The following is a 25,862-nucleotide window of genomic DNA, read 5'->3' on the forward strand; positions in this document are numbered from 1 at the left end:
GTTACCAGAATTAGCGGTCAGTGCGGCGGGAGCGATGTCATGACGATCCAGGAAACGACGCACCGGCCGCTGCCGCATGTCGAGCGGCCGATGGCCGACCCGCCACGTTGTGCGCCAGCCCGCAGACATGCCGACTTCGACGACGCGCTCATGGGCGTGGCGCTGTTGGCCGGCCCGGCCAACGTCATCATGCAGCTCGCCCGGCCCGGTGTCGGCTACGGCGTGATGGAGAGTCGGGTCGAAAGCGGACGGGTCGATCTGCATCCGATCAAGCGGGCGCGCACCACCTTCACCTACCTGGCGGTGGCGACCGCCGGGACCGACGCGCAGAAGGCCGCCTACCGCCGGGCGGTCAATAGAGCACACGCACAGGTGTATTCGCTGCCGGATAGCCCGGTTTCCTACAACGCGTTCGACGTCGACCTGCAGCTCTGGGTGGCCGCATGCCTCTACAAGGGCGGAGTCGACATCTACCGAACCTTTGTCGGAGAGATCGACGACGAGCAGGCCGATCGGCATTACCGCGAAGGCATGACCATGGGCACCACATTGCAGGTGCCGCCGGAAATGTGGCCGGCTGATCGGGCGGCGTTCGACAAGTACTGGCAGGAATCGCTGGACAAGGTGCACATCGACGACGCCGTCCGTGAGTACCTCTATCCGATCGCGGTGTCCCGGATCCGGGGTGTGCGGTTGCCGCGCTGGCTGCAAGAGCGGTCGGAAAGCATCTCGCTGCTGATCACCACAGGTTTCCTGCCCCAGCGATTCCGCGACGAAATGCGCTTGCCGTGGGACGCCGCCAAGCAACGACGCTTCGACCGGCTGACGGCAACGCTGGGCACGCTCAACCGCCTCCTGCCGGGCTTCCTGCGGCACTTCCCGTTCAATGTGTTGCTCTGGGACCTGGACCGGCGGATCAGAACCGGCCAGCCCTTGGTCTAGCGGCGCGGTCGCGCGGCGGTACTGAGCAGAACTGACCCCCGCGCTGCTTAGGTATCACATGTGAAATTTGCCAGAACTTCGTATGTGCGCCCGATGCGGCGCGCACACGGCGGTCGCTGACGTGGTGTTGAAAACGATTTTCACATTCAGTAATCTCCCTAGCGCGCAGTTCAAGGGCGGGGAGGTAGTCATGATCGAGTTGGCCGCGGGTCGACGACCATGACGTCTGCCATCTGGATGGCCTCACCACCGGAGTTCCATTCGACTTTGCTGAGCAACGGGCCAGGGCCGGGCTCGGTGTTGTCGGCCGCCGCACAATGGTCGACCCTGAGCGCCGAATACGCCGCGGTGGCAGATGAACTCAGTGCGGTGCTGGCAGCGGTGCAGGGCGGGGCGTGGCAGGGGCCCAGCGCTGAGCAGTACGTGGCCGCCCATCTGCCCTACCTAGCTTGGCTGTCGCAGGCCGGCGCAACCAGCGCGAGCGCGGCCGCCCAACACGAAATCGCCGCTGCCGCCTACGCCAGTGCCCTGGCCGCCATGCCCACGCTGGCCGAACTCGCCGCCAACCACGCCATCCACGCCGTGCTGGTGGCGACAAATTTCTTCGGCATCAACACCATCCCGATCGCGCTGAACGAAGCTGATTACGTGCGGATGTGGGTGCAAGCGGCCACCACGATGAGCGCCTATGAAGCAACCACCGACACCGCACTGATGTCAACGCCGCCTACCTCGCCCGCGCCGCAGATTCTGCACTCCGAAGCCGCAGACAACGACCACGACCACGAAGAAGGCGAGCACGAGGGTCATGAGCACGGTGACCCGACGCCACTGGATTATTTGGTTGCCGATCTGCTGCGCATGCTCACCGGCGGGCAGGTCAATTGGGATCCCCTCGAGGAGACCATGAACGGTATCCCGATGCACGACTACACCGACGCGACACAACCACTGTGGTGGGTCGTGCGGTCCCTCGAATTCGGCCAGCAGTTCGAGACGTTCGTCCAGGAGCTGTTCACCAATCCGGCGGGGGCTCTCGAGTACGTGGTCGAACTCGCCGAGTTCGACTGGCCCACCCACCTGGCCCAGCTCGCACCCTTGGTGCAATCCCCGCAGTTGCTGGCGGTCGCGATGACCGGCGTCGTCTCGAATCTGGGCGTGGCGACCGGCTTCGCGGGCTTGTCCGGTCTGGCGGCGATTCAACCTGCGGCCGTGCCCGTCATAACGCCCCCGGGTGGCGCCGCCGCGCCCACGTTGTTGCCGGCTGCCGGAATGGCGCCGAGCCTGGTCGCCTCGGTCGCACCTGCCGCACCGGCCCCCGCTCCGGTGTCGGTGGCGAGCACGGTCGCCAGTGCAGCACCGCCGCCGCCCCCAGCCCCAGTAGCCGCCGGGTTCGGCTTCCCGGTCTTGGTGGGCGGTGGTCCGGGCATCGGATTCGGTTCCGGCATGAGTGCCAGTGCCAGTGCGAGCGCCAAGAAGAAGGCGCCAGAACCCGATTCCGCCGCGGCTTCGGAGGCGGCGGCTGCACGCGAGCAGGCGCGTCGCCGGCGGCGGCGCCGCGCGGCGTTGCGCGACCACGCCGACGAGCACATGAACCTCGGAGTCGATCCGGAATGGGGCGACCCGCCCGATGGCGGGCCCGTGGCCTCCGACCACGGCGCCCGCAATCTTGGGTTCGCCGGCACGCTGCCCAACCAGACGGTGGACGACGTGGCAGGGCTGACCACGCTGGCCGGTGACGAGTTCAATTCCGGCCCAACCGCACCGATGCTTCCCGGAACTTGGGACACCCCGCAGAACTAGCCGCGTAGGGTCGGGTGCGTGCGTAGTGAACGTGATACCTGGGACATCACCACGAGCGTCGGATCGACCGCGCTCTTCGTAGCCACCGCCCGGGCTCTGGAGGCCCAAAAGCCCGACCCGCTGGCCGTCGACCCCTATGCGGAATTGTTCGTGCGCGCGGTGGGCGGCACCTGGGCCGACGTCCTCGACGGCAAGGCGCCCGACCATGAACTCGTCAGCGACGACTTCGGTGCGCACTTCGTCACGTTCCAGGGTGCGCGCACCAAATACTTCGACGCGTACTTCCGCAGAGCCGCAGATGCCGGCGCGCGCCAGGTCGTCATCTTGGCGGCGGGGCTGGACTCGCGCGCCTATCGGCTGCCGTGGCCCGATGGAACAAAGGTGTTCGAACTCGACCAACCGCAGATCTTCGAGTTCAAACGCGAGGTCTTGTCTCGCCATGGTGCGCAACCGAAGGCCGAGCGGCGAGAGATTCCGATTGATCTGCGCGACGATTGGCCGCAAGCCCTGATCGACAGCGGCTTCGACCCCACCCAATTCTCGGCGTGGATCGCCGAGGGCTTATTGATCTATCTGCCCGCCACCGCCCAAGAGCAGCTGTTCACCGGGATCGACCGGCTGGCCAGTATGGGCAGCCACGTCGCCGTCGAGGACGGCGCGCCGCTTCCGGACGACGAGTACCAGGCCAGGCTGGAAGAAGAACGCGCCGCCGAGGGCAAGAGTCCCTTCTTCCAACTGGTCTATAACGAGCGCTGTGCCCCGGCCACCGAATGGTTCAGTGCGCGAGGCTGGACGGCCATCGGTACGCCATTGAACGACTATCTCCGCGAGGTCGGTCGACCCGTGCCCGGCCCGGATTCCGAAGCCGCGTCGATGTTCGCGCGCAACACGCTGGTGAGTGCCACCAAGCCCTAAAGAGCACTCGAGCCGGGACTGGGATCAGTCGTTGTGGAACTTTGCCGGGCCCGCCCCCGACTCCTTAGTGGTGGCGGCGACAGATTGGGCATCCCCCTTTGATAATGAAAATCATGTTCAGTAGGCTGCCTAGCTGAGAGACGTAGCCCTGAGGAGGAGCGGATGACCGACATCCCAAATGTGCTGGTTACCGCCCCCCGGGCCGGAGAACGGCGATGAATCGGCCCAGCTGGACCGCCTCGACAGTTAGCTTAGGGAATGCTAACTTCGGGAGGCTTACTGCAGGTGGAATCGGCTTATGGCCTTGACTTCAGGAGACGGCGGGGGAGTGGAACGCGGTGATATCGGCATGCTCACGGCTGTGCCCGTCGCATCCCGGATAAACGGCAAGGTAGACGCTGACGTCGTCAGCCGGTTCGCGACGTGCTGCCGGGCTCTCGGCATCACCGTCTACGGACGGCAGCGTCCAGCTGACTTGACCGCCGCGCGATCGGGATTCCTGGCCCTCACCCGGGTCGCCAGCGACCAGTGCGACGCCTGGGTGGGATTGGCCGCCAGCGGCGAGCAGTCCTTACGCGTGCTCGAGGCGGTCTCCGCGACCACGGCGACCGCCGGTGTGTTGCAGCGCCACGTGGAACTGGCGCCCAACGCGTTGGGATTCCATTACGACACCGGACTGTATCTGCGTTTCCGCGCCACCGGGCCCGACGACTTCCACCTCGCCTATGCGGCCGGGTTGGTGACCGCCGGCGAATATGCCAAGGCGCACAACATCATTGCCGCGATCGTCGGCCGCCGCCCGAGCTGGCGCGAAGCTCGTTGGCTTTCGGTCGTCGTCAACTACCGGGCCGAACGGTGGTCGGACGTCGTCAAATTGCTCACGCCGATCGTCAACGATCCCGAACTGGACCCGTCCTTCTCTCACGCCGCCAAGATCGCGTTGGGGACCGCGCTGGCCCGCCTGGGCATGTTCGCTCCGGCATTGTCCTATCTCGAGGAACCCGAGGGTCCGGTGCCGGTCGCCGCGGTCGACGGGGCGTTGGCCAAAGCGCTGGTGCTGCGTGCGCACGTCGACGAAGAGGCGGCGGCCGAAGTGCTTCAAGACCTGTATGCCGCGCACCCGGAGAACGAGCAGATCGAACAGGCGCTGTCCGACACCAGCTTTGGCATCGTGACCACCACCGCCGGCCGGATCGAAGCCCGCACCGACCCATGGGACCCCACCACCGAGCCCAGCGCCGACGATTTCATCGATCCCGCGGCGCACGAGCGCAAAGCCGTGCTGCTGCACGAGGCAGAACGTCAGCTCGCGGAATTCATCGGACTCGACGAGGTCAAGAATCAGGTTGCGCGCCTGAAGAGTTCGGTGGCCATGGAGTTGGTGCGCAAGCAGCGTGGCCTCACCGTCGCCCAGCGCACCCACCACCTCATCTTCGCCGGTCCGCCCGGGACCGGTAAGACCACCATTGCCCGTGTCGTCGCCAAGATCTATTGCGGCCTAGGGCTTTTGAAGCGGGAGAACATCAGAGAGGTGCACCGCGCCGACCTGATCGGCCAGCACATCGGCGAGACCGAGGCCAAGACGAACGCGATCATCGACAGCGCGCTGGACGGCGTGCTGTTCCTCGACGAGGCCTACGCGTTGGTGGCTACCGGCGCCAAGAACGACTTCGGACTGGTGGCCATCGACACCCTGCTGGCCCGCATGGAAAACGACCGCGACCGGTTGGTGGTGATCATCGCCGGTTATCGGGCCGACCTGGACAAGTTCCTGGACACCAACGAAGGTCTGCGTTCGCGGTTCACCCGCAGCATCGACTTTCCGTCGTACGCGTCGCACGAACTGGTCGAGATCGCGCACAAGATGGCCGAACAGCGCGACAGCGTGTTCGAACAGGAGGCCCTGGACCATCTGGAGGAGTTGTTCGCCAAGCTGGCCGCGGCAACGACACCGGATGCCAACGGCATAGCCCGGCGCAGCCTGGACATCGCCGGCAACGGCCGGTTTGTCCGCAACATCGTCGAGCGTTCCGAGGAAGAACGCGAATTCCGGCTGGACCACTCCGAGCACGCCGGTACCGGTGAGTTCACCGATGAAGAACTGATGACCATTACGGCCGAGGATGTGGGTAGATCGGTGGAGCCGCTGTTGCGTGGCCTTGGGCTTTCGGTGCCCGCATGACCAACGACGACCAGGACCAGTGGGACGGAGCGCGGCGATCGTTCGCCTCCCGAACGCCGGTCAACGACAACCCCGACCAGGTGGTGTACCGCCGGGGTTTCGTCACTCGTCACCAGGTGACCGGTTGGCGATTCGTGATGCGCCGCATCGCATCCGGCATCGCCTTGCACGACACCCGCATGCTGGTCGACCCGCTGCGGACCCAATCACGTGCGGTGTTCATGGGTGTGCTGCTGCTGATCACCGGATTGATTGGCTGCTTTGTCTTTTCGCTTATCCGACCGAACGGGCAGGCCGGCAACAACGCCGTCCTGGCCGATCGGTCCACCGCCGCCCTGTACGTCCGCGTCGGTGACCAACTGCACCCGGTGCTCAACTTGACCTCGGCTCGCCTGATCGCCGGTCAACCGGTCAATCCGACGACGGTGAAAAGCGCTGAGCTGGACCGCTTTCCGCGGGGCAACCTGATCGGCATCCCAGGTGCGCCGGAGCGAATGGTGCAGAACACCGCGCGCGACGCCAACTGGACCGTCTGCGACGCCGTCAGCGGTACTGCGCAGGGCGCGCGTGGGGCCCACAGCACCGGCGTCACGGTCATTGCCGGCCCGCTGGACAGCAGCGGCGCCCGCGCCGGCGCGCTGCAGACCGGGCAAGCGATCCTGGTGGACAACGGAAGTGGCAGTTGGCTGCTGTGGGACGGCAAACGCAGCCGAATCGACTTGGCAGATCACGCCATAACGAACGCCCTGGGCCTGGGCGCCGACGTGCCCGCGCCGCGGCCCGTTGCCGCCGGACTGTTCAACGCGATACCCGAAGCGCCGCCCCTGACGGTACCGGCGATCCCGAATGCCGGAAGCCCGGCCAGTTTTGCGGCGCCGGCGCCGATCGGGGCGGTGGTCGAGTCGTACTCCCTGAACGCCGGCAGCGCGCTGTACTACGCCGTGTTGCCCGATGGTCTGCAACCGATCTCCCCGGTGCTGGCCGCGATCCTGCGCAACGCCAATTCCTATGGGCTGCAACAGCCGCCGCGCCTGGGCGCTGACGAAATCGCCAAGCTGCCCGTCTCTCGCCTGCTGGATGCCAGTCGCTACCCGGCCCAGTCGGTGAAGCTGGTCGACGTGACGCGCGACCCGGTCTCGTGTGCCCACTGGACCAAGCCGTCCGGTGCGGCGACCAGCTCGCTGAGCCTGTTGTCCGGCTCGGCCCTGCCGGTGCCCGAGGAGCTGCGCACCGTCGATCTGGTCGGCGCCGGTACCAACGGCGTGGCCACCCGCGTCGCGTTGGCACCGGGAACCGGATACTTCGCGCAATCGGTCGGCGGCGGCCCGGCTGCACCAGCCACCGGGTCGCTGTTCTGGGTGTCCGACACCGGCGTGCGGTACGGCATCGACACCGAGTCCGACCAGGGGTCGGGGACCGGCGGTCACGGCAAAACCCTTGAGTCACTTGGCCTGCAATGGCCTCCCGTCGCCGTCCCGTGGTCGATGTTGTCGCAGTTCGCGCCCGGCCCGACATTGTCGCGCACCGACGCGCTGCTGGCGCACGACGGCCTTCCGCCCGACACCAAGCCCGGCCGTCCCGTAGCGGCCCAGGGGGAGCCCCGATGAGCAGACTGATTTTCGAGGCTCGTCGGCGCCTGACGCCGCCGGCCACCCGCAAGGGCACCATCACCATCGAGGCGCCGCCCGAACTGCCGCGGGTGATTCCGCCGTCGCTGCTGCGCCGCGCGCTGCCCTATCTGATCGGGATCCTGATCGTGGGCATGATCGTCGCGCTGGTGGCCACCGGCATGCGGCTGATCTCCCCGCAGACGCTGTTCTTCCCGTTCGTGCTGCTGCTGGCGGCCACGGCGCTCTACCGCGGTGACGGCAAGAAGATGCGTACCGAGGAAGTCGACGCCGAACGTGCCGACTACCTGCGTTACCTGTCGGTGGTTCGCGACAACATCCGGGCCGCCGCCGCCGAACAACGCGCGGCCGCGCAGTGGTCGCATCCCGACCCCGCCGCCTTGGCCGCCGTGCCCGGGTCCCGGCGTCAATGGGAGCGCGACCCCCACGACCCCGACTTTCTGGTGGTCCGGGCCGGTCGCCACTCGGCACCGCTGACGACCGCGTTGCGGGTCAACGACACCGCTGACGAAGTCGATCTGGAACCGGTGTCGCACAGCGCATTACGCAGCCTGTTGGATGCCCAACGCACGGTGCGTGACGTGCCGACCGGTATCGACCTCGGCAAGGTCTCCCGCATCACCGTCCTGGGCGATGACGACGACGTGCGCGGCGCGCTGCGGGCCTGGATCGCTCAAGCGGTGACCTGGCACGACCCCACGGTCCTGGGCGTGGCCCTGGCCACCCGTGACGTCGAGCAGCCGGACTGGTCCTGGCTGAAGTGGTTGCCGCACGTCGACATCCCCGGACAGGTCGACGGTGTGGGCCCGGCCCGTTACCTGTCGGCCGACGCCGATGAGTTGGTGGGATTGCTCGGCTCGGCGCTGGAAGACCGCCCGGCGTTCACCGGCGGACCTGCGGATACGTTGCGCCACTTACTCATTGTCGTGGACGATCCCGATTACGACCTGAGCACCTCGACGTTGGCGCTGGGCCGCGCGGGCGTGACCGTCATCCACCGCACCGCCACGGCGCCGCATCGCGAGCAGTACTCGGACCCCGAGAAGCCCATTCTGCGGATCGGCGGCGGAGCCATCGAGCGCTGGCAGACCGGTGGATGGCAGCCCTACATCGACGCTGCCGACCACCTCGGCGCCGACGAGGCGTCGCACCTGGCCCGCCGGCTCTCCCGGTGGGACTCCAACCCGACCCACACCGGATTGCGTTCGGCGGCCACGCGCGGCGCCAGTTTCACCACGCTGCACAACATCCCGGACGCCTCGCACCTCGATGTGCCCACCCTGTGGGCGCCGCGCCGTCGCGATGACGAGTTGCGGGTGCCGATTGGCGTCACCGCCACCGGCGAACCGCTGATGTTCGACCTCAAGGACGAAGCCGAGGGCGGCATGGGACCGCACGGGCTGATGATCGGTATGACCGGATCCGGCAAGTCGCAGACGTTGATGTCGATTCTGTTGTCGCTGTTGACGACTCACTCGGCGGATCGGCTGATCGTCATCTACGCCGACTTCAAGGGTGAGGCGGGCGCCGACAGCTTCCGCAACTTCCCGCAAGTCGTCGCGGTCATCTCGAACATGGCCGAGAAGAAGTCACTGGCCGACCGGTTCGCCGACACCCTGCGCGGGGAGGTGGCCCGCCGCGAGATGGTGCTGCGCGAAGCCGGGCGCCGGGTGCAGGGCAGCGCGTTCAACTCGGTGACCGAATACGAGAACGCGATTGCCGCCGGGCACGATCTGCCTCCGATACCAACGCTTTTCGTGGTGGCCGACGAGTTCACCCTGATGTTGGCCGATCACCCGGAATATGCGGAGTTGTTCGACTACGTGGCCCGCAAGGGTCGCTCGTTCCGCATCCACATCCTGTTCGCCTCGCAGACCCTCGACGTCGGCAAGATCAAAGACATCGACAAGAACACCTCCTACCGGATCGGTCTGAAGGTGGCCAGCCCCAGCGTGTCGCGCCAGATCATCGGGGTGGAGGACGCCTATCACATCGAGTCGGGCAAGGAACACAAGGGCGTCGGCTTCCTGGTCCCCGCGCCCGGTGCCACCCCGATCAAGTTCCGCAGCACCTACGTCGACGGCATCTACGAGCCGCCGCAGACCGCCAAAGCCCTGGTGGTGCACTCGGTTCCGGAGCCGAAGCTGTTCACCGCCACCGCGGTGGAACCGGATCCGGGCATGGTGATTTCCGGCGGGGACGACGACGAGCCGGCCGGCCCGCCGCGCAAGCTCATCGCCACCATCGGCGAGCAGTTGGCCGGGTACGGACCCCGGGCGCCGCAGTTGTGGCTGCCGCCGCTGGACGAGCCGATCGCGCTGAGCGCGGTGCTGGCCCGCGCCGGGGTGCCGGCCCGCCACTGGCGCTGGCCGCTCGGTGAGATCGACCGGCCCTTCGAGATGCGCCGCGACCCGCTGATCTTCGATGCGACGTCGTCGGCCGGCAACATGGTGATCCACGGTGGTCCCAAGTCCGGCAAATCGACTGCCCTGCAAACCTTCATCTTGTCCGCCGCGAGCCTGCACTCACCGCGCGAGGTCACCTTCTACTGCCTGGATTACGGCGGCGGACAGTTGCGCCCGCTCGAGGACCTGGCCCACGTCGGCAGTGTGGCCTCGGCGCTGGAGCCCGAACGCATCCGTCGTACCTTCGGCGAGCTGGAGCAGTTGCTGCTGTCCCGGCAGCAGCGCGAAGCCTTCCGCGACCGGCCCACCAACGGAAACGGCAACGGGTCGGCGCCGGACGACGGTTTCGGCGAAGTGTTCCTGGTCATCGACAACCTGTACGCCTTCGGCCGCGACAACACCGATCAATTCAACACCCGAAACCCGTTGCTGGGCAAGGTAACCGAGCTAGTCAACGTCGGTTTGGCGTACGGCATCCACGTCATCGTCACCACGCCCAGCTGGCTGGAGGTGCCGTTGGCGATGCGCGATGGACTCGGACTGCGCCTCGAGTTGAAGTTGCACGACGCCCGGGACAGCAACGTGCGAGTGGTGGGCGCCCTGCGCCGCCCCGCCGACGCGGTGCCGCATGACCAGCCGGGCCGCGGATTGACCATGGCCGCAGAGCATTTCCTGTTCGCCGCGCCCGACTTCAGCCAGGTGGCCGCGATCAACGCGCGGCACCCCGGAGTGTCCGCGCCGCCGGTGCGGCTACTGCCCACCAACCTCACCCCGGACGCGGTTGGTGCGCTGTACCGCGGGCCCGAACGAGTCGTCATCGGCCAACGCGAAGAAGACCTGGCGCCCGTGGTCCTCGACTTCGCCGACAACCCGTTGCTGATGGTGTTCGGAGACAGCAAGTCCGGCAAGACGACGCTGCTGCGTCACATCATCCGCACCATCCGGGAGAACTCCACCGCCGAGCAGGTGGCGTTCACGGTGCTGGATCGCCGGCTACACCTGGTCGACGAGCCGCTGTTCTCGGACAACGAGTACACGGCCAACATCGACCGGGTCATCCCGGCGATGCAGGGGCTGGCCAACCTCATCGAGTCGCGGCGCCCGCCGGCCGGGATGTCGGCGGCCGAACTGTCGCGGTGGAGCTATCAGGGCCACACTCACTACCTGATCATCGACGACGTCGACCAGATTCCGGATTCGGCCGCGATGAGCGGCCCCTTCGTGGGCCAGCGACCGTGGACACCGCTGATCAACCTGCTGGCCCAAGCCGGCGACCTGGGGCTGCGGGTGATCGTCACCGGGCGGGCCACCGGTTCGGCGCACGGCATCATGACGAGCCCGTTGCTGCGCCGGCTGAACGACTTGCAGGCGACCACGTTGATGCTGTCGGGCAATCCGGCCGACAGCGGCAAGATCCGCGGCCAACGGTTCGGCCGGTTGCCGGCCGGGCGCGGGATTCTGCTGGGCGACAGCGATAGCCCGACTTACGTCCAATTGGTCAACCCGCTGGTGGGTGAGGCCGCATCATTTGGTGATACGCAACAGGGAGGAAGTTCATCATGACGTTGCGAGTGGTTCCGGAGGGATTGGCCTCGGCCAGCGCCGCGGTAGAGGCGCTGACGGCCCGGCTGGCGGCCGCACATGCCAGCGCCGCGCCGTTGATCACCGCGGTGGTGCCGCCCGCGGCGGACCCGGTGTCGCTGCAGACCGCGGCCGGGTTCAGCGCGCAGGGCCAGGAGCACGCCGCGGTCGCGGCTCAAGGCGTGGAGGAGCTGGGCCGCGCCGGGATCGGCGTGGGCGAATCGGGTGCCAGTTACCTCGCCGGTGACGCAGCGGCCGCCGCGACCTACGGCATGGCCGGCGGCTGAGGGGGGAGGGCCCAATAGTCAGCGACACGAGGATCCACACGAGTAATCGAATGAACGAAAGGGCAGTTCTATGAGTCTTCTAGATGCACACATTCCCCAGTTGGTGGCGTCCGAGTCGGCCTTCGGCGCCAAGGCCGGATTGATGCGCCACACCATCGGTCAGGCTGAGCAGGCCGCGATGTCGGCGCAGGCTTTCCACCAGGGCGAGTCGTCGGCGGCCTTCCAGGCCGCGCACGCCCGCTTCGTGGAAGTAGCCGCCAAGGTCAACGCCCTGCTGGACATCGCGCAGGCGAACTTGGGCGACGCCGCCGGCACCTATGTTGCCGCCGACTCCGCGGCCGCGTCCACCTACACCGGGTTCTGATCCGGGCCGTTACGAACGAAAGGATTTCTGATGTCCCAGATCATGTACAACTACCCGGCTATGCTGGCTCACGCGGGTGAAATGGCGGGCTACGCCGGCACCATGCAGGGCCTGGGTGCCGACATCTCCGCCGAGCAGGCCGCGCTGTCGAACGCCTGGCAGGGTGACACCGGTATGACCTACCAGGCCTGGCAGGGGCAGTGGAACCAGGCGATGGCGGATCTGGTGCGGGCCTACCAGTCGATGGCCAGCACCCACGAAGCCAACACCATGTCCATGATGGCTCGCGACCAGGCCGAAGCCGCTAAGTGGGGCGGCTAGCCGGCTCGATGCGGTCCGAACCCAACGCCGTCGAGCTGACGGTCGATCACGCGTGGTTCATCGCGGAAACGGTTGGGGCGGGGAGTTTTCCATGGGTATTGGCGATCACCCCGCCCTACTGCGATGCCGCGCAACGGGATTCGTTCCTCCAGCAGCAACGCGACGAACTGACCCAGATGGGTCTGATCTCGGCCGACGGCGTCATCAATCCGGCGGTCGCCGGCTGGATCAAGGTCGTGTGCTTCCCCGATCGGTGGCTCGACCTGCGCTACCTGGGGCCCGCCTCGGCCCACGGCGCCCCTGATCTGCTGCGTGGCATAGTCGCGATGCGCGCCGGCGCCAGCACCGTGGTGGCCCTGCGCAGCGCGCAACTGATCACGTTCACCGCCATGGACATCGACGACCCCAGGGCGCTGGTGCCGGTCCTCGGTGTCGGGTTGGCGCAACGCCCGCCGGCGCGGTTCGAGACCTTCAGCATGCCGACGCGGGTCGGCGCCAGGGCGGACGAGCGCCTGCGGTCCGGCGCGCCGCTCGCCGAGGTTCTCGAGTACCTGGGCATTCCGGAATCGGCTCGTCCGGTGGTGGACGCGGTGTTCAACGGCCCGCGCAGCTACGTCGAGGTCGTGGCCGGCTGCAACCGCGACGGCCGGCACACCACCACAGAGGTGGGGATGAGCCTTGTCGACACCACCGCGGGCCGGATACTGGTCAGTCCGTCGAAAGCGTTTGATGGGGAATGGGTTTCGACGTTCGCCCCGGGTACTACGTTCGCGGTTGCCGTCGCCATCGAACAGCTGACCGCGAACCTGCCCGGCGGGCACTGGTTCCCCGATCACCGGCTATCCCGAGACTTTTCCGCACCGCACTCCGAAGTACCCACCAGATCCCAAGTAGCAACGAGATAGAGAAGAGAGCACGATGCACCAGCAAGGGTCCCAGCCGAATCTGAGGGTCCGATGACGTCGGGCACCGTCATGCCGATCGTTCGCGTCGCCATCCTCGCGGACAGCAGGTTGACGGAGATGGCTTTGCCCGCGGAGTTGCCGCTGCGTGAAATCCTGCCCGCGGTGCAACGTTTGGCGGCCCCGGCCGCGCACAACGGTGACGCCGGCGACGCCGAGACCTCGGCCGTGCAGTTGAGCTTGGCGCCCATCGGTGGGGCACCGTTCAGCTTGGACGCGAGCCTGGACACGGTGGGCGTGGTCGACGGCGATCTGCTCGCGCTGCAGCCGGTGCCCAACGGGCCGGCCGCGCCGGGAATCGTCGAAGACATCGCCGACGCCGCCATGATCTTCTCCGCCTCCCGGCTCAAGCCGTGGGGTACCAGGCACATTCAGCGGTTCGCGCTGACCGCGGTGATCGCGGTCGTGCTGGTGGCGACCGGCCTGGCGGTCAGCTACCGGGCGGCCACGGGTGCGCTGGCCGGGCTGTTGGCGGCCGGCGCCATCGCGGTGGTCATCGCGGTAGCGGGGCTGCTGGTGACGGGTCGTTCACCGCGCGCTGGCCACGCGCTGACGATCGCCGCGCTGGCGCCCATCGCCGGCGCCTTGGCGCTGGCGGTACCTGGCAGGTTCGGGCCGGCGCAGGTGTTGCTCGCCGCAGCGGGCATCACCGCGTGGGCGGCGATCGCGCTGATCGTGCCCAGTGCTGAACGCGAACGCGTCGTCGCCTTCTTCACCGCGGTCGCGGTGCTCGGCGCCGGGCTGGCGTTGGCGGCCGGCGCCGAATTGCTGTGGCACCTGTCGCTGTTGAGCATCGGCTGTGGGTTGATCGTGGCGGCACTGCTGGTCACCATCCAGGCGCCGCAACTCTCGGCGCTGTGGGCGCGGTTCCCGTTGCCCGTCATTCCCGCTCCCGGGGATCCGACTCCCTCGGCTCCGTCGGTACGTGTGCTCGAAGACCTGCCGCGGCGGGTCCGGGTCAGCGATGCACACCAGAACGGGTTCATCGCGGCTGCGGTGCTACTCAGTGTGCTTGGCTCGGTGGCCATCGCCTGGCGTCCCGACGTGCTCAGCCTGCTCGGCTGGTACGTGGTGGCGGCCACGGCAGCCACCGCGACGTTGCGTGCCCGGGTGTGGGATTCGGCCACCTGCAAGGCGTGGTTGTTGGCCCAGCCCTTCCTGGTCGCCGGGATCCTGCTGGTGGTCTACACCGCGACGGCGCACTACGTCGCCGCTTTCGGCGCGGTGCTGGTGCTGACCGTGCTGGCGTTGGCGTGGATGGTGGTGTCGCTGAACCCGAACATCGCCTCACCGGAGAGCTATTCGTTGCCGCTGCGCCGGTTGCTGGGCTTTGTGGCCGCCGCGCTGGACGCGTCCCTGATCCCCGTCATGGCCTTCTTGGTCGGTCTGTTCGCCTGGGTCCTCAATCGATGATTCAGCGTGGCTTAGCCTGTCTCACAGCGGCTTTCGCAGTTGTGGTGTGGACCTCTCCGGCGGCGCTGGCCGTCACCAAGCCGGAGGTCGACCCGGGGGTGCCGCCACCGAGCGGCAGTCCCGGACCGGTGCAGCCGATGGAACAGCGCGGCCCCTGCAGCGTCTCGGGGGTTATCGCGGGCACCGATCCGGGCGTGCCCACGGCGAGTCAGACGATGCTGAATCTGCCTGGTGCGTGGCAGTTTTCCCGCGGTGACGGGCAACTGGTCGCGGTCCTCGACACCGGCGTCCGGCCCGGGCCCCGACTACCCAACGTCGATGCCGGCGGCGACTTCGTAGAAGCCACCGACGGCCTCAGCGACTGCGACGGCCACGGCACCTTGGTCGCCGGAGTGATCGCCGGGCAACCGGGTGACGACGGCTTCTCCGGTGTCGCTCCGGCGGCGCGGCTGCTGTCGGTTCGGGTGACGTCGGCGAAGTTCTCGCCCCGCTCGGCGGGTGGTGATCCGACATTGGCGCGGGCATCGCTGGACGTCGCCGCGCTCGGCCGGGCGATCGTGCACGCCGCCGACTCCGGCGCGCGGGTGATCAACATTTCCGCGATCACCTGCCTACCCGCGGATCGGCCAGTGGACCAGGCCGCGCTCGGTGCGGCGATCCGCTATGCCGCAGTGGACAAGGACGCGGTGATCGTCGCCGCCGCCGGCAACAGCGGACCCACCGGATCGGTCGCCGGCGGGACGTCGTGTGACTCCAACCCGCTCACCGACCTGAGCCGCCCCGACGATCCGCGCAACTGGGCCGGCGTCACCTCGGTGTCCATCCCGTCGTGGTGGCAGCCCTACGTGCTGTCCGTCGCGTCGCTGACCCCCGACGGCCGCCCGTCGAAGTTCACCATGGCCGGGCCGTGGGTCGGCATCGCCGCACCGGGTGAGAACATCGCCTCGGTCAGCAACGGCGACGGCGGGGGCCTGGCCAACGGATTGCCCGACGAGCATCAGCAGCTGGTCGCGCTCAGCGGAACCAGCTATGCGGCGGGCTACGTCTCCGGCGTCGCGGCGCTGGTCCGCAGCAAGTACCCGGGAATGACCGCGACCGAGGTGGTACGCCGCATCACGGCAACGGCCCACAATGGTGCCCGCGACCCCTCCAACGTGGTCGGCGTCGGCGCCGTCGACCCGGTCGCGGCACTGACCTGGCAACTGCCCGCCGGCGCCCAGCCCGGCGCACCGGCCACCAGGCCGGTCGCCCCGCCGCCCGCGCCCGCACCCACCGATACCACACCGCGCAACGTCGCCTTCGCCGGTGTCGGCGCGCTGGCGTTGCTGGTGGCGGCAGTCGCTGCCTCGGTGGCGATCACCCGCCGACGAAAGGAGCCCACCCCGTGAGCCGATCGATCGTTCTGCCCGGCAGCGGCCGCATCACCCTGGCGTTGCTGGCGCTGCTGCCCGCGGTGCTGGCATATCCGTGGCGCACGACGCGGGACTACTGGCTCATCGGCATCGCCTTCGTCGTCGTGATGCTGCTGCTGGGCTGGTGGCGAGGGCTGCACTGGACCACCATCCTGCGTCGCCGACTGGCGATCATGGGCGGCCGCCGCTCGACGGCCAAGGCCGAAACGGGCACTCGCACCACGGCCGTGGTGCGCGTCGGTGCGCCGCCCTCGGACACCGACGTGCTGCCGCTGCCGCTGATCGCCCGCTACCTCAACTGTTATGGCGTGCGCGCCGACGCGATCCGAATCACCAGCCGGCACACTGCTTCTGCAGCGCTGCACACCTGGATCGGCCTGACGATCGATGCCGCCGACAACCTGGCCGCGTTGCAGGCCCGCTCGCCGCGAATTCCGCTGCACGAGACCGCGCAGGTGGCCGCTCGGCGGTTGGCCGATCATCTGCGCGAAATCGGCTGGGAGACCAGCACGGTCAGCCCCGACGAAGTTCCCGCGCTGCTGGCGCCCGGCGCGCGGGAAAGCTGGGCGGCGGTGCGCCAGGGCGACTCGAATTACCTTGCCGCATATAGGGTTTCGGTGGACGACGCACTGCCGGAGCGGCTGTCCGCCATCCGCGAGCAGTCGGCGCGTCAAACGTGGACCGCGCTGGAAATCGCTGACGCGCCGCACGCGGCGGGCCAGTACACCGTCGCGGCCGCCTGCGCCTTCCGCACCGACACCCCCGGCGCTGCCGTGTCGTTGCCCGGACTGACCCCACAGCGCGGAAACCACCTACCCGCCCTGCAGGCGTTGACTCCGGGGGCCACCCAACGACTCGATGGACACACGGCAGTGCCCGCTGACTTCCTGACGCGGCTGGACTGGCCCACGGCGACGGCGGGATCGCACCGGGCGCTGACCGAAGCGGCTAGTCAAACATGACGCGGTGCAAAAACGCGGTCATGCGTCGCAGATAGTCCAGCTGGCTCACGTGCAGGACGTGGTTGCCGGGAAACCAGTGCAGCGCACAGCGATCCCAGTGTTCCCAGAGCAGTGCGGCTTGACCGGGCGGCGCCATCCGGTCACCCAGTCCGGTGATGATCATCCGTCGCTCCTTCGGCAGCAGCGGCGGGTAGGTCAGCGGGCTGTGATAGGACAGCCCCGCGACCATCTCCTCGCGGCTGATGCCGGACATGCGCAGCCCGAGCTTGATCAGCTTGTTGGTCGGGAACCACTCGTCAAACATCGTGGTGGGCGTGACCACGGGGCAGTTGGCGATCACCGCCTGTAGCCGATGCTCGACCGCGGCGACCAGCGCAGACGTGTACCCACCCAACGATATGCCGGTCAGCGCGACGCGCTCGACACCGCTGTGGCACAGGTAATCGACGATGGACCGGAAGTCGTGCACCGCCTGTGCCATCGCCTCGGCGAACCCGCTCAATCCGGCCGCGAAGTAGCCGAATCCGCTGAACGGGGCGAACCTTTCGGCGCGCTTCCCGTGAAACGGCAACGTGTACAACAGCACGTCGTAACCCGATCGGTAATACCACGGCAGCGCGAAGAACCGGCCGTTGAGCAGGTAGGACGAGCCCATGAACCCGTGCACCACGCACAGCGTCGGCCGCGGGCCGTCGGTGTGGCGCCAATGCTGCGCCCGCACGGTGGTGTTGGCCTCAAAGCCGCTCCACCGCTGGCGCAGTTTGGGGTTGACCGCGCGGAAGCTGCTGGCGAAGGAGATGTTCTCGACGGTGCCGCCGGCGGCCCGCTCGGCCAGCGGGCTGGCCCGCCGCGACACGATCTTGGGTAGTTCGGTGGGCGCCGGAAACGACTGCTGCGGATCGTGCTGCGCGGCGAGTTGAGCGTAGAACTCCAGGTCGCTGCGCTCGTCGCCGCCGTCGCTGCGGCGCAGCGCCCCGGCCAGCACCGCAGGGGCCACCGTCACCGACAGTATCGAGGCGACCGCGGTACGCAACGCGATGTCGCTGAGCGCCGAGGACTCGACCACCACACGCTGCCGGGGCGTCAACGCGCTGAGTGCGGGTAATCCTTCGGCGCCGGCATCGGCACCGGGCACGTCGGGAAGGGGGACGGGCAATGTGATCGGATCCGTCTCCGGGGACCGCCCGCCAGTCTCTGACATCTCGCTGATGGTATCTCTGGGATTCGGCGTTGGGTGGGTATCCGGACGGGCCCGGTAATACGGTTGGTCTATCACCCGACGGGCGAGGGTGTGGATCAGGAGGACCGTTATGTGGGATCCCGACGTCTACCTGGCTTTCGCGGACCACCGCAGCCGTCCGTTCTACGACCTGGTGTCGCGGGTGGGCGCCGAGCGGGCGCGGCGGGTGGTCGACCTCGGTTGCGGACCGGGTCACTTGACCAAGTATCTGGCCCGGCGCTGGCCCGGCGCGGTGATCGAGGCGCTGGACAGCTCACCGGAGATGGTCGCCGCCGCGCGGGAACGCGGCATCGAGGCCACCACCGGCGACCTGCGCGACTGGAAGCCCAAACCCGACACCGATGTGGTGGTCAGCAATGCCGCATTGCACTGGGTTCCCGAACACGCCGACCTGCTGGTGCGCTGGGTCAACCAGCTGCCGGCCGGATCGTGGATCGGCGCGCAACTGCCCGGAAACTTCGAAACCCCGTCACATGCCGCGGTGCGCGCCTTGGCCCGCCGAGAACCCTACGCAAAAATCATGCGTGACATACCATTTCGTGTCGGGGCGGTAGTTCATCCCCCGACGCATTACGCCGATCTGCTGATGGACGCCGGATGCCGGGTCGACGTCTGGGAAACGACCTACCTGCACCAGCTGACCGGTGCCCATCCGGTGCTGGAATGGATCACCGGCACCGCGCTGGTACCGGTGCGCGAACGGCTCGACAAGGAAGGCTGGGAACGGTTCCGCAACGAACTCATCCCGCTGCTCGACGACGCCTATCCGCCTCGGCCGGACGGAACGACGATCTTCCCGTTCCGGCGGGTGTTCATCGTGGCCGAAGTGGGCGGCGGTCAGCGCTCACCCGGGTAGGTCGGCGGCGCAGCTTCTTCCTCGATACCGCGGTCGACAGCGATGGCCGACCTGCTGGTTGGCGCGGTGCGGTGAATCCGCAAATAGGTCTCGGTGTAACGCTCCGCGATGCGCGTTCCGGCGAAGTCCGACGGTATGACGTCGCCGGTGCGTTGGCGCCAATTGTAAAGCTGATCAGCAAGATCCGCGGCGATCGCATCGGCGCGCTGGGTGTTCTCACCGGCAAGCAAGTTGTTGGTCTCGGTGGGATCGGCTTGCAGGTCGTACAGTTCGCGTTGCGGGCGGGGTGTCTTGACGAACGGTGCGACGGCCAGTCCCGACGGGCTGGCCTCGATGTCCCACGGCAGGTCCAGCATCGGACGGGGGACATAATTTTCGATGTAGCTGTATTCCGTTGTGCGGATTGCCCGTATCGGATCGAAGGAGTCGTGGTAGGTCTTGGCGGAGTAGACCTGATCACGGACGGGTCGGGCCTGTGTATCGGGCGCCAATAGCGCCTGCGCATGTGACACACCGTCGATGTCGGCCGGCACGTGCACTCCCAGCAAGCCGAGCAGGGTGGGAACCAGGTCGACACCGCTGAACAGTTCGTCGTAGACGCGGGGCTCCAGCGCCTGCCCGGTGGGCGGCCGCATGATCATGGCGATACCGGTACCCGCGTCGTAGAGCGTGGATTTGGCGCGGGGGAAGGCCGGCCCGTGATCGGTGAAGAACACTACCCAGGTGTTTTCGGCGAGCCCGGTCTCGGTCAGGGTGTCCAGGATTTGGCCGACGGCCGCGTCTGCGGTGGCGATCGACCCGTAGAAGTCGGCCAGGTCTTGGCGCACCTCCGGCGTATCGGGCAGGTAGTCGGGCAGATCCACCGCCGCGCTGTCAGCCGGCTCGTAACGGTCGTGCGGGTAGGGGCGGTGGGTTTCGAAGAAGCCGGCGGTTAGCAGGAATGGTTGCCCGGATCGGGCAGCGTTACTGTGCTGCAACCAGTTCCGCAACTTGTCCACCACATACTCGCAATAGGAGTTCGACACGTCGAACTCGTTGAAACCCAAACGCTTGGGATAGGACGTCTCATGCTGCATGCCGAAAAGCGCGGAATACCAGCCGAAGTCGGACAGTAGCTGCGGCAGGGTGCGCACTCCGCTGCGGTACTCCCAACCGTGGTGGGCCAGGCCGAGCAGCCCGTTGCTCTGCGGGTAGCGGCCGGTGAACAGCGAGCCTCGCGACGGGGAGCACAACGGCGCCGTGGCATGGGCGCGGGTGAACAGAATGCCTTCTGCGGCAAGCTGGTCCAGTCGCGGGCTCGCGACGTCGGCGTGACCGTAGGCACCGAGGTAACGTCCGAGATCGTGCCAGTGCACGATCAGCACATTGGCGGGTGCGTGCGCCGCCGTCTCAACCGTCAAAGTCGGTTACCTCTCCCGTTAGTCCCCACTGATTCTCCGAGACGAACTCCGCCAAGGGCCGCCCGAGCGTCCACCCGTCGAGTTCGAGCGCGGGCCGGTCGGGGAAGTCGGGCACCGGACCCAGACACAGGATCGCGACTGGCTCGGCGTCGCTGGGCATCTGCAACAGCGCTGCCAACCGCGGCGGGTCGAACAGGGATACCCATCCCATGCCCAGGCCCTCTGACCGAGCCGCCAGCCACAGGTTCTGGATGGCGCAGGACACCGACGCGAGATCCATCTGCGGCAGCGTGCGCCGCCCGAAGACGTGCCGGTCGCGATCGTCGCTCAGGGCCACCACCAGCAGCTCGGCGCATTCCCGGATTCCTTCGACCTTGAGGGCCAGGAACTCCTCGGCCCGGGGGCCAAGGGCTTGGGCGGTCAGCGCGCGTTCTTCGTCGACCAGGGCGTGGATCCGCAGCCGAAGCCGCTCGTCGGTGATCCGGATGAACCGCCACGGCTGCATCAGACCGACGCTGGGTGCGGCGTGTGCGGCCCGCAGCAGGCGGGTCAGCACCTCCTCGGAGATCACGCCGCCGGGGACGAAGCGGCGCATGTCTCGGCGCTGCGAGATCACGCGATAAACGGCCTGCCGCTCCCGGGCAGTGAACGCATGACCCACGATCAGGGACTATAGGTGACGCCCACCGCACGGAAGACGTACTCCGGCGGCACGTCGAAGGCCAACGACCGCCGCGGCAGGCGGGCCAGCACCTCGTCGGGCAGGGCGGCCTTGAAGTGCATCGACAGGTGTCCGTGGAACCGCTCGTCCACCTCGGCGATGTCGAGTTCGAGTTGTAGGCCGGTCTCGGAGATCTCTGCCCGGGCGGCCCCGGTCTGCGCCTCGTCCCACCGCACGTCGACGGCACGACCGGCCAGCTTGGGCACCACCGACAGGGTGGCGAGCACTCGTTCGGAGCTGAACGCCAGGCAGCCGACGTAGCTGGCGATACTGCCCTGTGAGCGCAGACCGGGGATGGCGCCGCTGAACCGCCTGGTGACCGCCACATGCTCGGCGAGGTAGAGCAGTCCTTCCACCTCGACTTGGTCCCGTAACTCTGTGGGCAATTTGCCCAGGCCGAATAACCTCCGAAGAATCACCGCCATGACGCCAGTATGTAGTGGTTTGGTTCTGCGCGCACCGATGCTGGTAACGGTGTGGCGATGACCCGACCGCGATTCGTGTCGGTGCTGTGCGTCGTGGCCGCCCTGGCCGGCTACGCCGTGCTGTGGGTGGGGCACCGCCAGAACTGGGGTTGGCTGCACACCGTCGACTGGTCGTTGCTGACCCCCGCCCACGATATCGGCATCAAGCACTCGAGTTGGGTCCAGTTCTGGTCGGTGGTGTCCTTCGTGTTCGGCCCAATCCCATTGCGGCTGCTCGGTTTGGCTGCCGCCTTGGTCTCGCTGATGAAGCGTCAGATACGAATCGCGTTGTTGCTCTTGACGTGTGCACCACTGAACGGGTTCGTGACAGCGGCGGCCAAAGGCCTGGCCGGTCGACCCCGACCGGTGACGGCGCTGGTGTATGCACCGTCGACGTCGTTTCCGTCCGGCCACGCGCTCGAGGCGATGGCCAGCCTGCTGGCGCTGTTGACCGTCGCGCTGCCGTTTATCAGAACTCAGTGGCTCCGCATCGGCGCGATCGTGGTGTCGGCGCTGGCAGTGGTGATGGTCGGAATATCCCGCGTGGCGCTCAACGTGCATCACCCGTCCGATGTGGTGGCCGGTTGGGCGCTGGGCTACGCCTATTTCATGTTGTGCCTGTGGATCTTTCGACCGGCTCCGATCCGGCGAGCGTTGGTCACGGCGCAGTGACCTGATTGGGGCTGAAGCTTTACTTGACCTCAAGGCCGGGGCCTTCGACGATGAATCAATGCGCCGACTGGTAGCTCTACTGTGTGCTGCGGTCTGCATTGGCGGTGCGGCCGTGGCGCTTGCCCCGGTGACGATGGCGGCCGGCAGCCCATGGTTCGCGAACTCGGTTGGCAATGCCACCCAAGTGGTTTCGGTGGTCAGCACCGGTGGCTCGAACGCCAAGATGGACCTCTATCAGCGCACCGCCGCCGGGTGGCAGCCGCTGAAGACCGGGATCACCACGCACGTCGGGTCCGCGGGTATGGCGCCGCAGGCCAAGAGCGGCTATCCCGCGACCCCGATGGGGGTGTACAGCCTGGACTCTGCCTTTGGCACCGCCCCCAATCCCGGTGGCGGCTTGCCCTACACCCAAGTGGGACCCAATCACTGGTGGAGCGGCGACGACCACAGCCCCACGTTCAACAGCATGCAGGTATGTGAGAAGGCGCAGTGTCCGTTCAATACCGCCGACAGCGAGAACCTGCAGATCCCGCAGTACAAGCATTCGGTCGTGATGGGCGTCAACAAGAACAAGACGCCCGGCGGCGGTTCGGCTTTCTTCTTCCACACCACCGACGGCGGTCCCACCGCGGGTTGCGTGGCGATCGACGACGCCACTCTGGTGCAAGTCATCCGCTGGCTGCGCCCGGGCGCGGTGATCGCGATCGCGAAGTAGCGGCGCCCATCACCGGGCGACGGCGCGACCGGGCTTGAGCTTGAAGTTCAGTCCCTGCAACGACATTGTGGCGTCGTAGGTTCGGTCGTAGCCGGTGGCGCTGATCTTCCAGCCCTGATCGGTGCGCCGGTACTCGTCGCGGTAGAACGCCGCGCCGATCAACATGAAGTCGAAGTCGGCGGCGATCACCCGGTCTTGCAGATACCAATTGCCCGTCGCGGTGTCGCCGGTGACGGTGATCTCCGGGTGAGTGACCCGGTGTTCGGTGATGATCGCCGGCCCGAGCGAGTTGCGCATGTAGTCCACCAAGTCGGTCCGAGTGGTGAAGTGCAGTTCGTTGCCGAGCGAGGGACCGTAGTCACCGCGGACATCCTCAGTCAGGGTCTCGGCGAAGTCATCCCAGTGCTTGGTATCCAGCGCGCGCAGGTAGCGGTATTTGACCTGTTTGATCGCTTCGACGTCATCAGCAAGGCTCATCACGTCATTGCAGCACACCGGTTCGACGGGCAAGGAGCTGGGTGCAACCCTGCAGTTTGCTGCCTTTCCCGCGACGGGACCGAAGGCGACTTGTCAAGGCGGCGGTTGTACCTTTTCGGTGACGACACGGCATCGAGCCGATACCAATAGCGTTGGCGCCGAATCGGATCCGGGGCGCCCGCGGCTATGGTTGACGCTGGCCTTTGACCGAATCCGACGAAGGTATGTGCACTATGTACGACCCGCTGGGGTTGTCGATCGGGTCCACCAACCTGGTCGCGGCAGGTACCGGACGTGCTCCGGTTATCCGTCGCGCAGTGCTGACGCTGTACCCGCATTGCGCGCCGAAAATTGGTGTGTACGAGCAAGATCCGAGCTCGACCGGACCCGGCACACTGATGAGCGGCTTCGTCGAGCGCATCGGCGACTCTGTGGCGCTGGTGTCACCGGACGGATCCGCGCACGACCCCGACCTGCTGATGGTCGAAGCGTTGGACGCGATGGTGGTGTGCGTCGGTGCCGACGCCAGCTCGTCGGAGATCGTGATCGGCATTCCGGCGCATTGGCGGCCGGCAACGATTCAGGCGCTGCGCAACGGTTTACGCACGCATGTCGGTTTCGTGCGCAGTGGCATGGCACCCCGGCTGGTGCCCGACTCGGTGACCGCGATGACCGCGGCCGACTCCGAGTTGACCCTGCCGCAAGACGGTGTGATCGGGTTGATCGACTTCGGCGGCACCGGCACATCGGTCACGCTGTTGGAGCGCAAGACCGATTTCGAACCCATTAGCGCCACAGTGCGTTACCGCGACTTCTCCGGCGAGGAGATCGACCAGGCCTTGCTGCAGCATGTGTTCGAAGAGATCGGTCACGGCGGTGACGCCGACGCGGCGAGCACCACCGCTTTGGGACGGTTGGCGCAACTCAAGGAGAACTGCCGGGAAGCCAAAGAGCGGTTGTCCACAGACGTGGTCACCCAACTCGCGGTCAACTTGCCCGGACGCAACCGGACATTGCAAGTGACGCGCGAGCAGCTGCAGGACCTCATACAAGACCGGCTGACCGGCTTCATCTACGCGTTCGACGACATGCTGGCCCGCAACCACGCCGCCTTCGGCGATCTGGCCGCCGTGGTCACCGTCGGCGGTGGCGCCAGCATTCCGCTTGTCACCGAACGGCTTTCGGTGCACACTCGACGACCGGTCCTCACCGTGGCGCAGCCGGCCTGCGCGGCCGCGGCGGGCGCGTTGCTGCTGGCCGGCCGCGGCCGGGAGCTCAATTTCCACACCCGGGCCTCGATCGGCCTGGCGGTCGCCGCCGCGGGCGCTCCCTGCGCCGACATCCTCGAACTGCCGGCCGGTGAAGTCATGGTCATCGACCAGGATGCGCTCACCGAGCGGGAATTGGCGTGGTCGCAGACCGAATTCCCGGTCGCAGCACCCCCGCCTCTCGTCGGGGACGCTTTCAGCGAAGAGGGTCCCTGCTTTTCGATGCGGCTGAACTTGATCGAGCCGCCCAAAGAACCGCCGTGGCGGCGCTTCCGGTTGTCACAGCTGCTGATCGGGGTGTGCGCCGTAGTGGCGGTGACGGCGATCGGCGGGGCGGCCATCACGTTGACCTCCCTCGAGCGCCAACAGGCGCCGCGAACGCCGACCGTTCCCACCGTCGCGCCGCTGCCGGCCCCGCCCAGCTCCATTGCGCCCAGTCCAGTCGCGCCGAGCGTCCTGGTGCCCAGTCCCGCAGAACCCAGTCCGGTCCCGCCGCCCCCCACCGAGGTGCCGGCCCCCAGCGCGGCGCCCCCTCCCTCCGTCGAGACGCCGCCCCCGCCGCCGCCGCCCCCGCCGCCGCGGACGACGACCAGGCCGCCGGTGGCCACCACGACTCCGCCGCCGACCCACACCACGCCACCGACCACGACCATCACGACCACCGAGCGGCCGACGACCACCGAGCCGCCGCCGACCACCACCTCGACGGTGCAGATGACGACGCAGTGGTTGCATCTGCCGCTGGTCCCGGTCCCGATCCCGGTCCCGGTGCCGGCCCCTGCGACTCCCACCCCGGCACCTCAGGCGCCGCTGGTGCCAGCTCCGGTGCAGCAGAATCCGTTCATGTATCCCGGGGTTCAATAGGGCATTTG

At 67.4% G+C, this 25,862-nt stretch carries 22 protein-coding genes; 17 read left to right on the forward strand and 5 right to left on the reverse strand.

Annotated elements, in window-relative coordinates:
- Positions 1-39 precede the first annotated feature (39 nt).
- From I2456_RS03015 to eccE, 13 genes are all read left to right on the forward strand, one after another.
- Positions 40-942 (forward strand): oxygenase MpaB family protein, encoded by a 903-nt coding sequence (locus I2456_RS03015; RefSeq protein ID WP_085075629.1) that lies wholly within the window; start codon positions 40-42, stop codon positions 940-942.
- A gap of 219 nt (positions 943-1,161) precedes the next feature.
- On the forward strand, positions 1,162-2,745 hold the full coding sequence (locus tag I2456_RS03020) for a PPE family protein (protein ID WP_085075628.1): 1,584 nt from the start codon (positions 1,162-1,164) through the stop codon (positions 2,743-2,745).
- 18 nt (positions 2,746-2,763) lie between these two features.
- Positions 2,764-3,660 carry a class I SAM-dependent methyltransferase gene (locus tag I2456_RS03025; RefSeq protein ID WP_085075627.1) on the forward strand — a complete coding sequence of 299 codons (897 nt, stop codon included), beginning with the start codon at positions 2,764-2,766 and terminating at the stop codon, positions 3,658-3,660.
- Between the two features lie 328 nt (positions 3,661-3,988).
- A complete protein-coding gene (eccA, locus tag I2456_RS03030; protein ID WP_085075626.1) occupies positions 3,989-5,842 on the forward strand; it encodes a type VII secretion AAA-ATPase EccA in 1,854 nt (617 codons plus the stop codon).
- Positions 5,839-7,449: a type VII secretion protein EccB gene (gene eccB / locus I2456_RS03035; protein WP_085075625.1), complete on the forward strand. Its 1,611-nt coding sequence runs from the start codon at positions 5,839-5,841 to the stop codon at positions 7,447-7,449. The genes eccA and eccB overlap by 4 nt, the downstream gene beginning before the upstream one ends.
- The gene (gene eccCa / locus I2456_RS03040; protein WP_085075624.1) at positions 7,446-11,438 is read left to right on the forward strand and encodes a type VII secretion protein EccCa; all 3,993 of its coding nucleotides are present in this window, start codon (positions 7,446-7,448) and stop codon (positions 11,436-11,438) included. Before eccB ends, eccCa begins: the two co-directional genes overlap by 4 nt.
- Entirely contained in the window at positions 11,435-11,743 is a 309-nt protein-coding gene (locus I2456_RS03045; protein WP_068159605.1) for a PE family protein, read from the forward strand. Before eccCa ends, I2456_RS03045 begins: the two co-directional genes overlap by 4 nt.
- 70 nt (positions 11,744-11,813) lie before the next feature.
- Positions 11,814-12,107 carry a type VII secretion system protein EsxG gene (gene esxG, locus I2456_RS03050; RefSeq protein WP_068033444.1) on the forward strand — a complete coding sequence of 98 codons (294 nt, stop codon included), beginning with the start codon at positions 11,814-11,816 and terminating at the stop codon, positions 12,105-12,107.
- 30 nt (positions 12,108-12,137) lie between these two features.
- Entirely contained in the window at positions 12,138-12,428 is a 291-nt protein-coding gene (locus I2456_RS03055) for a WXG100 family type VII secretion target (protein WP_068033443.1), read from the forward strand.
- An 8-nt stretch (positions 12,429-12,436) separates the two neighbouring features.
- Positions 12,437-13,333: an ESX secretion-associated protein EspG gene (locus I2456_RS03060; RefSeq protein ID WP_085075623.1), complete on the forward strand. Its 897-nt coding sequence runs from the start codon at positions 12,437-12,439 to the stop codon at positions 13,331-13,333.
- Between the two features lie 51 nt (positions 13,334-13,384).
- Positions 13,385-14,803 carry a type VII secretion integral membrane protein EccD gene (gene eccD, locus I2456_RS03065; protein ID WP_085075622.1) on the forward strand — a complete coding sequence of 473 codons (1,419 nt, stop codon included), beginning with the start codon at positions 13,385-13,387 and terminating at the stop codon, positions 14,801-14,803.
- Positions 14,800-16,191 (forward strand): type VII secretion-associated serine protease mycosin, encoded by a 1,392-nt coding sequence (mycP, locus tag I2456_RS03070; RefSeq protein ID WP_085075621.1) that lies wholly within the window; start codon positions 14,800-14,802, stop codon positions 16,189-16,191. Before eccD ends, mycP begins: the two co-directional genes overlap by 4 nt.
- On the forward strand, positions 16,188-17,177 hold the full coding sequence (gene eccE, locus I2456_RS03075) for a type VII secretion protein EccE (protein WP_085075620.1): 990 nt from the start codon (positions 16,188-16,190) through the stop codon (positions 17,175-17,177). The genes mycP and eccE overlap by 4 nt, the downstream gene beginning before the upstream one ends.
- On the opposite strand, the gene I2456_RS03080 is transcribed toward eccE, so the two are convergent.
- Positions 17,164-18,378, reverse strand: a complete 1,215-nt coding sequence (locus I2456_RS03080) for an alpha/beta hydrolase family protein (protein ID WP_085075619.1) — start codon at positions 18,376-18,378, stop codon at positions 17,164-17,166. The genes eccE and I2456_RS03080 overlap by 14 nt on opposite strands.
- 109 nt (positions 18,379-18,487) lie before the next feature.
- Here I2456_RS03080 and I2456_RS03085 point away from each other — a divergent pair, with 109 nt between their 5' ends.
- Complete coding sequence (locus tag I2456_RS03085) at positions 18,488-19,273, forward strand: trans-aconitate 2-methyltransferase (RefSeq protein ID WP_068033438.1); 786 nt, start codon at positions 18,488-18,490, stop codon at positions 19,271-19,273.
- Here I2456_RS03085 and I2456_RS03090 read toward each other — a convergent pair.
- The 3 genes from I2456_RS03090 to I2456_RS03100 form a co-directional block, all read right to left on the reverse strand.
- A complete protein-coding gene (locus I2456_RS03090; RefSeq protein ID WP_085075618.1) occupies positions 19,255-20,673 on the reverse strand; it encodes a sulfatase family protein in 1,419 nt (472 codons plus the stop codon). The genes I2456_RS03085 and I2456_RS03090 overlap by 19 nt on opposite strands.
- The gene (gene bluB, locus I2456_RS03095; RefSeq protein ID WP_241007940.1) at positions 20,663-21,268 is read right to left on the reverse strand and encodes a 5,6-dimethylbenzimidazole synthase; all 606 of its coding nucleotides are present in this window, start codon (positions 21,266-21,268) and stop codon (positions 20,663-20,665) included. The genes I2456_RS03090 and bluB overlap by 11 nt, the downstream gene beginning before the upstream one ends.
- A gap of 68 nt (positions 21,269-21,336) precedes the next feature.
- Complete coding sequence (locus I2456_RS03100) at positions 21,337-21,819, reverse strand: hypothetical protein (protein ID WP_085075616.1); 483 nt, start codon at positions 21,817-21,819, stop codon at positions 21,337-21,339.
- 57 nt (positions 21,820-21,876) lie between these two features.
- On the opposite strand from I2456_RS03100, the gene I2456_RS03105 reads away from it, so the two are divergent.
- On the forward strand, positions 21,877-22,530 hold the full coding sequence (locus I2456_RS03105; RefSeq protein ID WP_085075615.1) for a phosphatase PAP2 family protein: 654 nt from the start codon (positions 21,877-21,879) through the stop codon (positions 22,528-22,530).
- A gap of 58 nt (positions 22,531-22,588) precedes the next feature.
- Positions 22,589-23,245, forward strand: coding sequence for a L,D-transpeptidase family protein (locus I2456_RS03110; protein WP_068033433.1), 657 nt, complete (start codon positions 22,589-22,591; stop codon positions 23,243-23,245).
- 9 nt (positions 23,246-23,254) lie between these two features.
- On the opposite strand, the gene I2456_RS03115 is transcribed toward I2456_RS03110, so the two are convergent.
- The gene (locus I2456_RS03115) at positions 23,255-23,740 is read right to left on the reverse strand and encodes a nuclear transport factor 2 family protein (RefSeq protein WP_068156413.1); all 486 of its coding nucleotides are present in this window, start codon (positions 23,738-23,740) and stop codon (positions 23,255-23,257) included.
- Between the two features lie 215 nt (positions 23,741-23,955).
- Here I2456_RS03115 and I2456_RS03120 point away from each other — a divergent pair, with 215 nt between their 5' ends.
- Positions 23,956-25,854, forward strand: a complete 1,899-nt coding sequence (locus I2456_RS03120) for an Hsp70 family protein (protein ID WP_163703791.1) — start codon at positions 23,956-23,958, stop codon at positions 25,852-25,854.
- Positions 25,855-25,862 lie beyond the last annotated feature (8 nt).

This window comes from Mycobacterium kubicae (genome assembly GCF_015689175.1).
GTDB lineage: Bacteria > Actinomycetota > Actinomycetes > Mycobacteriales > Mycobacteriaceae > Mycobacterium > Mycobacterium kubicae.